General features: G+C 58.7%; 12 protein-coding genes. 2 read left to right on the forward strand and 10 right to left on the reverse strand.

Annotated features, from left to right (window positions below; genetic code table 11):
* From Q1A91_RS01705 to Q1A91_RS01720, 4 genes are all read right to left on the reverse strand, one after another.
* Complete coding sequence (locus Q1A91_RS01705; protein ID WP_299871925.1) at positions 1 to 876, reverse strand: phosphotransferase; 876 nt, start codon at positions 874 to 876, stop codon at positions 1 to 3.
* Entirely contained in the window at positions 873 to 2,852 is a 1,980-nt protein-coding gene (locus Q1A91_RS01710; protein WP_299871928.1) for a proline/glycine betaine ABC transporter permease, read from the reverse strand. Before Q1A91_RS01710 ends, Q1A91_RS01705 begins: the two co-directional genes overlap by 4 nt.
* 11 nt (positions 2,853 to 2,863) lie before the next feature.
* Positions 2,864 to 3,877, reverse strand: coding sequence for a glycine betaine/L-proline ABC transporter ATP-binding protein (locus tag Q1A91_RS01715; protein WP_299871930.1), 1,014 nt, complete (start codon positions 3,875 to 3,877; stop codon positions 2,864 to 2,866).
* A 121-nt stretch (positions 3,878 to 3,998) separates the two neighbouring features.
* Positions 3,999 to 4,931: an ABC transporter substrate-binding protein gene (locus Q1A91_RS01720; RefSeq protein ID WP_299871933.1), complete on the reverse strand. Its 933-nt coding sequence runs from the start codon at positions 4,929 to 4,931 to the stop codon at positions 3,999 to 4,001.
* A gap of 195 nt (positions 4,932 to 5,126) precedes the next feature.
* Between Q1A91_RS01720 and Q1A91_RS01725 the strand changes: the two genes are divergently transcribed.
* Both Q1A91_RS01725 and Q1A91_RS01730 read left to right on the forward strand, forming a co-directional pair.
* Positions 5,127 to 5,903: an inositol monophosphatase family protein gene (locus Q1A91_RS01725; RefSeq protein ID WP_299871936.1), complete on the forward strand. Its 777-nt coding sequence runs from the start codon at positions 5,127 to 5,129 to the stop codon at positions 5,901 to 5,903.
* Positions 5,904 to 6,017: 114 nt separating this feature from the next.
* The gene (locus Q1A91_RS01730) at positions 6,018 to 6,791 is read left to right on the forward strand and encodes a DeoR/GlpR family DNA-binding transcription regulator (protein WP_299871939.1); all 774 of its coding nucleotides are present in this window, start codon (positions 6,018 to 6,020) and stop codon (positions 6,789 to 6,791) included.
* 2 nt (positions 6,792 to 6,793) lie between these two features.
* On the opposite strand, the gene Q1A91_RS01735 is transcribed toward Q1A91_RS01730, so the two are convergent.
* Genes Q1A91_RS01735 through Q1A91_RS01760 form a run of 6 tightly spaced genes read right to left on the reverse strand, consistent with a single transcriptional unit; the run spans position 6,794 to position 11,910 of the window.
* Positions 6,794 to 7,297: an OsmC family protein gene (locus Q1A91_RS01735; RefSeq protein WP_299871941.1), complete on the reverse strand. Its 504-nt coding sequence runs from the start codon at positions 7,295 to 7,297 to the stop codon at positions 6,794 to 6,796.
* A gap of 13 nt (positions 7,298 to 7,310) precedes the next feature.
* Complete coding sequence (locus Q1A91_RS01740) at positions 7,311 to 8,237, reverse strand: 3-keto-5-aminohexanoate cleavage protein (protein ID WP_299871944.1); 927 nt, start codon at positions 8,235 to 8,237, stop codon at positions 7,311 to 7,313.
* Between the two features lie 3 nt (positions 8,238 to 8,240).
* Entirely contained in the window at positions 8,241 to 9,017 is a 777-nt protein-coding gene (locus Q1A91_RS01745; protein WP_299871947.1) for a cyclase family protein, read from the reverse strand.
* 17 nt (positions 9,018 to 9,034) lie between these two features.
* Positions 9,035 to 10,339 (reverse strand): TRAP transporter large permease, encoded by a 1,305-nt coding sequence (locus Q1A91_RS01750; protein ID WP_299871950.1) that lies wholly within the window; start codon positions 10,337 to 10,339, stop codon positions 9,035 to 9,037.
* Complete coding sequence (locus tag Q1A91_RS01755; RefSeq protein ID WP_299871953.1) at positions 10,336 to 10,860, reverse strand: TRAP transporter small permease subunit; 525 nt, start codon at positions 10,858 to 10,860, stop codon at positions 10,336 to 10,338. Before Q1A91_RS01755 ends, Q1A91_RS01750 begins: the two co-directional genes overlap by 4 nt.
* 3 nt (positions 10,861 to 10,863) lie before the next feature.
* Positions 10,864 to 11,910, reverse strand: a complete 1,047-nt coding sequence (locus Q1A91_RS01760) for a C4-dicarboxylate TRAP transporter substrate-binding protein (protein ID WP_299871956.1) — start codon at positions 11,908 to 11,910, stop codon at positions 10,864 to 10,866.
* Positions 11,911 to 11,918: the final 8 nt, after the last annotated feature.

Below are 11,918 nucleotides of genomic sequence, written 5' to 3' on the forward strand. Positions count from 1 at the left end.
TCAGCAGTTGCGGAAATCGGCCAAAGCGGCAGTAAAGCGGTCAAGGTTTTCAGCCGTATAGGCGGCGTAGTCAAAATCCAGTTCGGAGTGCAGTTCAGAGGTCATCGACCACAACGTCTCCCGTAGGAGGGAGACGCATTTCATCGCCATGAAAGGCCGCCATTGTGCCTCGGCAGGGCCGTCGAAATACTGATCCAGCATCGCGCGCTCCTGAGGTTCCGACAGACCGTTGTTGCCCGCCAGCCCCGCCAGATCAAAGAGCGGGGTGTTATAGCCGCCGTATTCCCAATCAATCAGCCACAGCCGCGATCCGTCATCGAGAATATTGGCCGCCAGCAGGTCATTGTGCCCGATCACCATATCCACCGGCCCCGTCGCCGCTTGCAGCATCGCTGCATCCGCTTCGAGCTGCGGGAGTTTCGGAATATGCGCGGAGCCTGCGGCACGCAGCCGTGTCATATAGGTCAGATTGACCTGAAAGGGCCAAAAGCTGAGCACGGGTTCCGTCAGATGCTTGCCCAGCCCCCGGTGCGATTTTGCCACCAGATCAACGATGCGGCTCAGGTTTTTTGCATCCCGCACACCCGCTTCATCCAGCGCAGTGGAGGGGATGAATTCCAGTACCAGCACACCGGGCGCATGATAGATCACCGCTGGCGATATGCCTTCTGCCTGGGCCGCGCGGCTGAGGGCCAGTTCGTTCCACCGCAGCACGCCATGTTCCGGAATGTCGCTGCCCAGCCGAACCACGTATTCCTTGTCGCCATCGCGCAGTCGGAGGTTCACGTTGGTGATGCCGCCGTCGAGGGCCTGAATGTCCGTGGGGTTGTCGAAACACGGCAGCTGCGCTGCGAAATCAATGGGGCTCTCGCTCATATTCCCAACCTCCGTTTCTGGCCTTCGGCCAGCGCATTGACGATCCGGTCTGCGATGATGGCAATGAATGCGACCGAAAGCCCTGCCACGATCCCCTGCCCGGCGTTGGCCTTGGTCAGCGCGATGTAGACTTCCTGTCCCAGATCACGTGTCCCGACCAGAGCCGTGATCACCAGCATCGAGAGGGCCAGCATGATGGTCTGGTTCAACCCCAACAGGATCTGCGGCGTAGCCAGCGGCAGCTTTACCCGCCACAGCAATTGCCCTGGCGTGCAGCCCGCCATCTGGCCCGCCTCCACCAGTTGCTCCGGCACTTCGCGCAAACCATGGGCGGCATATCGCACGGCAGGCGCCAGCGCGTAGAGGATCACGGCAATCATCGCGCTGAAATCGCCCACACGGAACAGCATCACCACGGGGATCAGATACACAAATGACGGCAGCGTTTGCAGGGTATCCATCAGGCCAAGGATCACCCGTCCGGCCCGTGGCCGTTCCGCCGCCCAGATCCCCAGCGGGATGCCGATCAGCGTGGCCAGCAGAACCGAAACGCCGCACAGATAGATCGTGACCATCGCTTTGGCCCAAAGACCAGATGCCGCGATGAAAGCCATCAGCAATGCCGCCATGACGCCCAACCGCCATCCATTCACACGCCATGCGATCAGCCCGACCGCGATGATCCCCCAGCCCCATGGAATGCCTGCAAAGAACTTCTTTACCGGAAGCAACAACCCTTTGAGCAGGACCGTCTTGATCGCTTCAAACGTGTCAAAGAAATTGACGTTGACCCACTCCATCGCAGCCGACCAGAACGGGCTTGTGGTGATGGTCAGCGCTTCGGGATAGGTCTGCACAGCGGGCACGAACCGACCAAGAATGAAGGTCCCGAGGACAACCAGAACCACCGTTCCGGACCACGGATGACGCTGAAGCACATTGCCTGAGCGCGGCTCACTGTATTTGCGTTCGGAAAACGCTTGCGACGCGCGGTCCAGTGCAATTGCCATGACCACAATGGCCAGTCCAGCTTCAATCCCACCGCCAATGTCCAGCCGCCGCAGGCTCGACAACACATCAAAACCCAGGCCCCCGGCCCCGATCATGGATGCGATGATCACCATGTTCAGCGTCAGCATGATCACCTGATTGACCCCCACCATCAGCGTTGGCGTCGCCGAAGGGACCAGCACCTTCCACGTGATCTGCCGCGCGGTGCAACCCGCCATGCGGCCTGCCTCCACGATCTCAGCCGGGACAGCCCGCAGCGCGAGGATGGTCACCCGCACCATGGGTGGCATCGCGTAGATGATCGTCGCGACCAGCGCCGAAACCGGGCCAAAGCCAAAGAGGATCAGGATCGGCACCAGATAGGCAAAGACGGGCACCGTCTGCATCAGGTCCAATACCGGTCGCAAGGCACGGTCAAACCACGGCATGCGGTAGGCCAGAATTCCCAGCGCCAGCCCGCCCACAGCACCAATCGGCACGGCCACCAAAACCGACGCCAGCGTGATCATCGCGCTTTCCCATTGGCCAAACACCGCCAGATAAAGAAAGCACAGCCCGACCAACCCGGCGAGCGCCCAGTTGCGCGCATAATGCCCCACAGCCACGACGACAGCGATCACGGCGATCCAACTCATTGATGGGGCGAGCTGCACGGCCTGCTCTCCCAAGCCGGTCTGGAAACCTTCGATCAGCAGATTGCGCAGCACCTGATAGGGCACTTCGATCACCACAGCGATGGCGCGGGTCAGATCGCGAAAGGTGAAAAGCCAGAAGTTTGCGGTATTGACGAGCCAATCGAGAAAGGTGCTGATCCACCCTTCCAGCGGCAGTTCGTATTTCTTGGGAAAGCGGATAATCCAGCGCGCATCAAGTGCTTTGTAGAGTGCGAAGGAATTGCGCGACAAGAGCCACGTCAGGGCAAACAGGACCACCCAAAACACGGTGTTTCGCGTGATATAGGGCATCACCCGCGACATCAGACGCGCCCCACCAAAACGTCAATCACGGCACGCGCAGTGATCTGCCCCACAGCAGCGCCATCGCGCATGACCCTGAACGGCGCATCCGCCCCTTCGACCTGAGCGGCGATGTCTTCAATTGTGGCGTCATGGGCAACCTCCCCGGCAAAGCTGTCAGCGGTCAGCGGTTCCATCACCGATCTGGCCCGGAAGACCTTGGCGCGTGCCACATGACGGGTGAATTCAGCGACGTAATCCGTGGCAGGATTGCGCACCAACTCTTCGGGGGTGGCGACCTGTTCAATCACACCGTCCTTCATCACCGCAATCCGGTCAGCCAAGCGAATGGCTTCATCAAAGTCATGGGTGATAAAGACGATGGTCTTTTTCAACATGCTTTGCAGGCGCAGGAACTCATCCTGCATCTCACGCCGGATCAAGGGATCAAGGGCCGAGAACGGTTCATCCAGAAACCACAGGTCCGGCTCCACCACCAGACTGCGGGCAATGCCGACACGTTGTTGCTGCCCTCCAGAGAGCTCGCGCGGGTGATACCCTTCACGCCCCTTCAGGCCGACAAGTTCCACCATCTCGCGGGCGCGTGTTTCACGGGTTGCCCGATCCACGCCCTGCACCTCCAACGGAAATGCCGCGTTTTCCAGCACGGTCAGATGCGGCATCAACGCGAATTGCTGAAACACCATGCCCATTTTCTTGCGCCGGATCTCAATCAGTTCCGCATCCGTGGCGCGCAGCAGGTCCTGACCGTCAAATTCGATCTCTCCAGCTGTCGGCTCCACAAGGCGGGACAGACACCGCACCAAGGTCGACTTGCCCGAACCGGACAATCCCATGATGACAAAGATCTCACCCTTGAGGATTTGCACGTTCGCTGCACGCACAGCGCCGATCACGCCCGCCTCTTTCAGCATCTCTGCGTCTGGCGCAGGATTCTGCGCCAACAGGCTCTCCGCCTGCGCGCCATACAGCTTCCAGACATTGCGGCAATCAAGAATGACAGATGTGCTCATCCGGACCTCGGGCGCAGCCCTCTTCCGCCGCAGGTTCAGCGGACAAAGGAGCGTTGATTACAATAGAGTATTAGGATGCGGCGCAGGAAAGCAAACGCCGCATCCATTTCGACAGCTTTGCTTACTTCGCAATCCAGCCGGACCATGTGTCCTTGTTCTCTGTCATCCAGGCGGCGACAACTTCATCAACGGACTTTCCGTTCAGATCAACATCCGCAACCATGGCACCCATGTCTTCGTTGGTGATCTTGAAGTTCTCAATGGTCTTCGCCGCACTGGGCCACTTGTCCGCCAGACCGACCCAACCTGCTTTCCAGATCGGACCACGGGGCTTGCCGCAGTCATAGGCGGCATCGGGGTTAATACCGACGGAAGGATCATTGTAGCACTCAGAGGAATAGGCAGGGAATTCCACAAACTTGCCGTCGTATTTCGCCGGGGCCCAATGGGGTGCATAGACCCACAGGACAATCGGATCCTGCCGCTGATAGGCCGCTTCAAGCTCGGCAAAAAGGGCTGCATCCGTGCCCGCATGCACCACCTCAAAGTCCATGCCGAGCGCTTCGACACGTTCGTCATCAAAGCCACCCCAGGTCACAGGCCCGCCAAGGTAACGGCCCATTGGCGCGGTTTCCGCTGTGGCGAATTCGGACGCACAATCATTCAGCGCCTGCCAATCCGGCAATCCGGGGCAGCGCTCTTCCATATAGGCGGGATACCACCACTCTTCGATCGCCTGCATGCCGGTCTCTCCGAAGCTGACAACATTGCCGGTGGCAAAGGCCTCGTCCATCGCCTCACGCGCTGTGGTTTCCCACAGTTCCATCGCAAGGTGCAGATCACCCGTTTTCAGGCCCGCAAACTGCGCAATGTAGTCGGCCTGTACGTATTCGATATTGTTTCCAGCTTTTTTCAGGACCTCCCCCATCAACGTGGTGGTGATCAGCTGACCTGACCAATCGTGCAGCGTCAGTTTAATCGGATCGCTGGAGTCTTCTGCAAAAGCTGGAGCCGTGGCCAGTAGTGTCGCAACGGCGAGGGAAAGGCGTTTCATGTCAAGGTCTCCCAGTTTGAGCCGACACTCTTTTTCCGAAATGCAATCATGCTGCGGCGTCGGCATTGACCCAGCCATTCAACAACATCCCCCGCACAAATCAACAAAAAACAACAAATGATGTACTTTTCTGTGGATTTTTTAACGCCGACACATCAATTTGAAGGCAAGGAGAAACCCATTTCAAAGGGGAGGATGAGCGTGGCAGAGCTCCGGCAACGGTTGAAACACGCGTTGGAGATCACTCAGACAGCATCTGAAGTGGCCATGGCACACTTCCGCAGACCGTTGGATATTGAAACGAAGTCGGACGAGAGCCCTGTCACGATTGCCGACAAGGCAACCGAAAGCGCTATCCGCGAAGGGTTGCTGCATCACTATCCCCATGACGCGATCTTTGGAGAGGAGTTCGGCAAGACCGGCATCGCTGAAGACATGTGGATCATCGACCCAATCGACGGCACACGGTCTTTCATCACCGGCCTTCCGCTCTTTGGTATGTTGCTTGGCTATGTCGTTCAGGGTGTGCCCGAGATGGGTATCATCCGGATGCCCGCATTGAACGAAGTCTATGCAGGTGGCCATGACATACCATCGACATGCAATGGAAACGCCATAAAAACAAGCACCTGCACATCCCTGAGCGCCGCGCGGCTTTTTATCAACGAAGGCGATAAACTTGCCCAACGAGAGACGGCGGTCTTCAACCGATTGATTGCTGCCGGAAACCTTCGCCGCATGGCAGCCGATTGCTACCCTCACGCTTTGGTGGCCAGTGGACATGCGGATGCGGTCGTGGATTTTGATCTGCAACCCTACGATTATCTGCCCGTCTCCGCGGTCGTCGAAGCCGCAGGTGGTATGATGACAGACTGGCAAGGCAACCGCCTGACCATGGAATCGGACGGCAGGACCCTCACCGCAGCGACGCCACACCTACACGCAGACCTACTGGAAATAGTGAATGGATAAATCCGGCGGCTTTCGACATACAAGGCCACCACACCAACAGCCTTTTCAGGCAAAACCATAACGATGTTGGTTTTTGTTGATTTTTGTTAGAAGTTCCTTCAGGAGCACCCCGTCATGCAGTCACGCAGCTTGTCAAAATACTCAGCAGAGATCCTGCGCACGGTCGACATGCTGGGCACCGTCTCTGTGCAGGAACTCTCCCAGATTCTTGGCGTTTCGGATCAAACCATCCGCCGTGTGACCCGCCCGATGGCCGAGCGCGGGGACCTGAGCAAGGTGCATGGCGCGCTGGTATCGAACAAATCCGCGCTGGATCCACCGTTCCTGTCTCGGATGAGCGTGAACCGCGACGCAAAGGTCGCCATCGCCTCCGAGGTTGCGCAGATCATTCAGGACGGTGACAGCGTTGCCATTGATACCGGCTCGACTTCGGCGTTCATCGCGCAGGCACTGAGGCAGCGCAAGGCGCTCACAGTGGTGACGAATTCCGCATTCGTTGCCAGCACGCTTGCAATGATCCCCGGCAACAACGTCTCCATGGCGGGCACCCAGTTGCGTGACCATGACGGCGCCGCCTTTGACCGCGCGGCTTTTGAAGTGATCGAACGGATGGAGGTGGATTACTGTGTGCTGTCCGCCTCCATGGTCCACCCCACCAAGGCATTTCTGGTGCATGAACAATGCGAGGTCGATATTGCTTCCGCGATGATGGACAACGCCAAAACGGCGATCATGGCTGTGGATGCCTCAAAGTTTCAGCCGCAAGACCGCAGGCCTGCCCTGCGTCAGCCCGCTTTCAAGGAAGGCGATATGCTGGTGACCAACGCCGCGCCCGGTGCGGATTTTGACGTTGCATTAAAAGGCCTGAACATCCGCGTTGCCGGGTAGGTTCAGCCCCCATCCGCAGACACAAACCCTTCTGCTGTCTTGAGCCGGTGACGGATGACATTTGACTGGCCCAACGTCTGCTCGACAAAACAACCCTTCTTGGCTGCCGCAATCAGAGCCATCTGTTCGTTCAGCGGGTTGGGGCTTTCAAGTGTAATGTCGATTTCAAACGACTTTGGTGCAGTCTCATAAATGCGATCCCTGGGGGTCCACTGCCAGACGATCTTGCAGTCCACATGCAGGTCATCAATCTGCACGCCCATGCGTTTCGCAAAGGCGCGCAGTTGCGTCATGATGCACCCCGTCAGCCCCCCAATGAACAGCGCCAGCGGAGGTGGTGCGGTGGCATCGCCCCCGTGAAACGGCCCTTCATCCGTTGCCAGCGTGAACGTCTCCAGCATCGGCTCGACCATCCGGACGTCCAGATCATTGCGCATCTTGCCCGTCGCATGACCGGAACAGGCAAAGACAACGTCCACCGGTTCCTTCGGTTGCTCTATGGTCATCCTTTGCCCTTCCTCAAAACGTCACCTTGTCTGCACCTTTCAGCGCAAGGATCGCCCGCGCCTCATCCGGGGTGGCGATCTCATTGCCTTGCAGTCCAAGGATTTCACGCATCTTGCGCACCTGCTGGGCGTTGGACGTGGCCAGCTTACCGCGCGCGATGAAGAGTGAATCCTCAAGCCCCACGCGCACATTGCCGCCCATCTGTGCCGCCACAGCCCCCAACCGCATCTGTGCCACACCCGCACCAATCACAGACCAGCGGTAGTTGTCACCGAACAGGCGGTCTGCGGTCTGCTTCATGAAGACCAGATTGTCGATATTGGCCGTGATGCCGCCCAGGATGCCCATCACGAATTGTAGAAAGACCGGAGCTTTGAACATGCCCTGATCCATGCAGAATTTCAGGTTGTAGAGGTGACCAACGTCATAACACTCATGCTCGAACCGGCAGCCATGCGCCTTGCCCAAGGTTTCAGCCACCTTCGCGATATCCTCAAAGGTGTTGCGAAAGATATTGCCTTCGGAGCCGCGCACATAGGCTTCCTCCCAATCGAACTTCCACGCCTTGTACCGATCGGCAAGCGGGTGCATCGCGAAGTTGAGCGACCCCATGTTCAGCGAACACATCTCAGGCGAGGCGCGCACAGCGGGGGCCATCCGGTCCTCGATCCCGGTGCTCAGACTGCCCCCGGTGGAGATGTTCACGATCGCATCCGTCTCTGCCTTGATGCGGGGCAGGAATTCCATGAAGTGGTCCGGGTTGATCGACGGTGCGCCATTGGCGGGGTTGCGCGCGTGCAGATGCAGGATCGCGGCCCCCGCATGGGCGGCTTCAACGGCCTGTTCATAGATCATTTCGGAATTGATCGGCAGCGCATCCGACATCGTCGGCGTGTGAATGGCCCCGGTAATGGCGCAGGTGATGATGGTTTTTGCCATGGGTCAGTCCTCCAGTATCGCGACGGCGCGGATGAACCCGGCGGACGCGGCTTTGATCTTGAAAGGGAAACAAGACATCGTCCAACCGGTCGCAGGCAGCTGGTCGAGGTTGGCGAGCTTCTCAATATGGCAGTACCCGATCTCCATGCTGGCGCGGTGCCCCTCCCAGATGATCGACGGGTCACCCTCTTTTGCAAACCGCGCCGCGGTCAGTGGAAAAGGCGCGTCCCAGCTCCACGCATCGGTGCCTGTCACCCGCACCCCCTGCTCCAACAGGTGCAGCGTCGCATCGCGCCCCATGCCGCAGCCTTTGATCAGATAATCCGGCTGACCGTACTTCGCCCCGGCCGAGGTGTTCACCACCACGATATCCAGCGGTGCAAGCGTATGGCCAATCCGGGCCAGTTCCGCGTCAATATCCGCAGGCGTGACCATGTAGCCGTCATCGAAATGCCGGAAATCCAGCTTCACACCGGGATTGAAACACCACTCCAACGGCACTTCATCAATGGTGATCGCGCGTTCCCCCCCGTTCATCGTCGAATGGTGGTGATAAGGCGCATCCAGATGGGTGCCGTTGTGGGTGTAGATCGTCAGTTTCTCCAACGCCCAGCCATCACCGCCGGGCAGTTGATCAGGCGTCATGCCGGGGAAAAACCCTGCCATCTGCTCTGCCGTCTGCTTGTGGTCGAAGTATTCGATCTGGGGCAACATGATCTCCGGATCGGAGGGGATATCCGCCTCCAGTGGAACCGAAAGGTCAATGAAGGTACGGGGCATGGGGTCTCCTTCGGGTGTTACAACAGGCCGGTGGCGATGACGGGGAAGGCGATGATCAGCGCCAGACAGGCGAGCATCATCAAGGCAAAGGGGGCCGCGCCGATGAAGATATCGGCAAGGCTGATATCGGGATCATCCAGCGTGGATTTGATGACGTAGACGGATATGCCAAAGGGCGGCGTCAGCAGGCCAATTTCAATGGCCACAACAGTGACGATGCCAAACCAGATCAGATCAACGCCCATCGGGTTCAGGATGGGCAGCATCAGCGGCACAAGGATCAGCATGATGGAGGAGCTATCAAGGATCATCCCCAGCAGGATCACCACCAGCACATACAGCAGGATCAACCCCATCAGCCCCAGATCAGCCGTGGCTGCCATCTGGCCAAAGGCATTCGGCACCCCTGAAAAGGCCAGCATCCGCGAATACATCTGCGCAGCGATGATCAGGAAACAAACCGCAGCAGTGACCAACCCGGTCTCCACCAGCACACGCCAGAGCGCAGGCAGATCAAGGCGGCGTTTGATCAGGCCGATGATCAGCGCGCCAATTGCGCCGACCGCCCCCGCCTCCACCGGGGTAAAGAAACCGGCGTAGATCCCGCCAAGAACAACAAGGATCAACGCGGCAAGTGGGACGGATTTGCTGATCAGCTCTCCACTGGAAAGCGCCTGTGCATCTGTGCTCAACGTCTCCCCGGTGAACTTGGGCGCAAAGATCGCCATCAGCACCACGCCAATGGCAAAGAACACCGCGAGCAGGATGCCGGGGCCGATGCCCGCGACAAACAGATCACCAATGCTCTGTTCGGTCAGCAGCCCGTAGAGGATCAGCAACAGCGATGGTGGGATCAGCATGCCCAGCACGGAACTGCCTGCCACAACCCCAACGGAGAAGCGGTTGGTGTAGCCATGCCTGCGCATCTCAGGCACGGCAATTTTGGTAAAGACAGCAGCAGAGGCGATGGAGATACCCGTCACCGCCGCAAAAATCGCATTGGCGGCGACGGTACCCACGCCCAGCCCGCCTTTGATCTTGCGGAACATCGCATTGGCCACATCAAAGGCGTCCCGCCCGATCCCGCTTTCGGACACCAAAAAACCCATCAACACAAACAGCGGCACAACGCCGAAGAAATAGCTCGCGATGGCATCATTCGCCGCCAGCCCCAGCATCTTGGCCGCCAGCAGGGGTGAGCCTTTGATTGCCCAGACCCCCAGGAACGACATCAGGATCAGCGCAATGGGCACATACATCCCCAGCATCACGAAAAAGCCCATGCCACCCAGCGCCATTAGACCAATGTCGAATGCGGTCATGCCTGCGCGCTCCGATACCTGCGCACGATGCGGGCGAAGAACTGCAACAGCAGCAAGGCCGCCCCAATGAGGATCATCAGTTTGACAGGCCATGTGGGTGCCGTGAAATCGCCAGCGGCACCGACGAAATCGTTGCGCACCCATGATTTGATGAAGATCGGATAGGTCGCATAGAAGATCGCGCCGATGACGAGGATCGCCAGCAGGTCAAACACCGTCTCCATCGCGCCGCCCAACTTGGGAAACCGCGCATTGATCCTGTCAATCAGCGCGTCAGAGCGGGTCATACGCCCTGCCTTCAACGCCTGCGGTGCCTGCAAGAAAACGATGGCCACAATCGACAGTTTCACCATCTCCGGCACCCCCGAAATCGGGGCGGCAAAAAGGTTACGGCCCAGCACATCTGCGCCGATCAGCAAGACCAGACCGACAATCAGCAGTGACCCGACAACATTCGCCGCTTGTGTGCACACATCCAGCGCCCGCAGAGGCGCTGGATCCTGACGTGCAATGGCGGACATGGGTTACTCTTTGTCCCAGTCGCGCAGAGGCGTGGCCCCTGCAGCGCGCATCTCCTCCATGTAGGTGGACAGAACGTCAGTTCCGCCGGGGATACCTGCCGCCCATTCCTTGGCCGCGTTGTCCATACCGGCAGCCCAGACGTCCCGCATGTCTTGTGGCGCATCGGTGATCGTGGCGCCGGCGGCTCCCATCGCCTCAAACGCACCTGTCACAGCCGCTTCGAGGTTGGAAACATACCACTCCCCCGTTTCACCAGCAGCTTCGGTCATCGCAATCTGCACTTCAGCAGGCAGGCCGTTCCACCAATCCGCATTGGCACAGATGGAGCCCGCGTATTGCGCGCCAAGCCCGGCACGGGTGATGTTGGGCGCCACTTCGAAAAGCTTGCCCGGAAGCGCAGCAGAGGCGAAGACGATCACGCCGTCAAAAACGCCTGTCTTAATCTCATTGTAATAGGTCGTGAGGTTGCCCGAGACACCGACAGCTCCCGTCCCTTTCAGCCAGTTCAACGCGGCCCCCGGCGCGCCGATCTTCTTGCCTTCCAGATCAGCAAGAGATGAGACCGGGAAGTTGGTCATCAACAGGTAGTCGTCGATCACAATCGGTGCGCCAACATAAACCACGCCATTGTTGTCATAGCTGGTCTGCATGTTGGCATCCTCAACCTGCAAACGGTGCATCAGATCGCTGACCTTGCGCACATCATCGCTGACGAAGGGGGTGTAATAGGTCACGTTCTGTGGAGCCATCTTGGCCGGATCAAAAAGCGCCTGACATGTGCCCAATTCCACCAGACCCGCTTCAACCGCCTCCAGTTCCTCTCCAACCTTGGCGATGGAACCACCGTATTGCCCGGTGAAATTCACGCTGTGCTCCGTGCCTTCCAGCTTGGCGGCAACGGCAGGGACAAATACCTCGTCCAGCATTTTGACCCAGCGGAAGACAGGTGGATGACCTGCGGCGATGGTGGCGTTGATCGTCTCCGCCATGGCACCCACGGGCAGTGCGGCTGTTGCTGCCAGAAGCAGCGCTCTCAGTGTCGTTTTCATGTTTCCCT

Origin of the sequence: uncultured Sulfitobacter sp. (assembly GCF_947500075.1) — a bacterium.
Taxonomy (GTDB): domain Bacteria; phylum Pseudomonadota; class Alphaproteobacteria; order Rhodobacterales; family Rhodobacteraceae; genus Sulfitobacter.

What these genes read in the sequence shown, in the direction of transcription:
- Q1A91_RS01720 (WP_299871933.1), bottom strand. Translation starts at nt 4,931, where the DNA reads ATGAAACGCCTTTCCCTCGCCGTTGCGACACTACTGGCCACGGCTCCA.
- Q1A91_RS01750 (WP_299871950.1), bottom strand. Translation starts at nt 10,339, where the DNA reads ATGACCGCATTCGACATTGGTCTAATGGCGCTGGGTGGCATGGGCTTT.
- Q1A91_RS01740 (WP_299871944.1), bottom strand. Translation starts at nt 8,237, where the DNA reads ATGGCAAAAACCATCATCACCTGCGCCATTACCGGGGCCATTCACACG.
- Q1A91_RS01715 (WP_299871930.1), bottom strand. Translation starts at nt 3,877, where the DNA reads ATGAGCACATCTGTCATTCTTGATTGCCGCAATGTCTGGAAGCTGTAT.
- Q1A91_RS01710 (WP_299871928.1), bottom strand. Translation starts at nt 2,852, where the DNA reads ATGCCCTATATCACGCGAAACACCGTGTTTTGGGTGGTCCTGTTTGCC.
- Q1A91_RS01755 (WP_299871953.1), bottom strand. Translation starts at nt 10,860, where the DNA reads ATGTCCGCCATTGCACGTCAGGATCCAGCGCCTCTGCGGGCGCTGGAT.
- Q1A91_RS01705 (WP_299871925.1), bottom strand. Translation starts at nt 876, where the DNA reads ATGAGCGAGAGCCCCATTGATTTCGCAGCGCAGCTGCCGTGTTTCGAC.
- Q1A91_RS01725 (WP_299871936.1), top strand. Translation starts at nt 5,127, where the DNA reads ATGAGCGTGGCAGAGCTCCGGCAACGGTTGAAACACGCGTTGGAGATC.
- Q1A91_RS01730 (WP_299871939.1), top strand. Translation starts at nt 6,018, where the DNA reads ATGCAGTCACGCAGCTTGTCAAAATACTCAGCAGAGATCCTGCGCACG.
- Q1A91_RS01735 (WP_299871941.1), bottom strand. Translation starts at nt 7,297, where the DNA reads ATGACCATAGAGCAACCGAAGGAACCGGTGGACGTTGTCTTTGCCTGT.
- Q1A91_RS01745 (WP_299871947.1), bottom strand. Translation starts at nt 9,017, where the DNA reads ATGCCCCGTACCTTCATTGACCTTTCGGTTCCACTGGAGGCGGATATC.
- Q1A91_RS01760 (WP_299871956.1), bottom strand. Translation starts at nt 11,910, where the DNA reads ATGAAAACGACACTGAGAGCGCTGCTTCTGGCAGCAACAGCCGCACTG.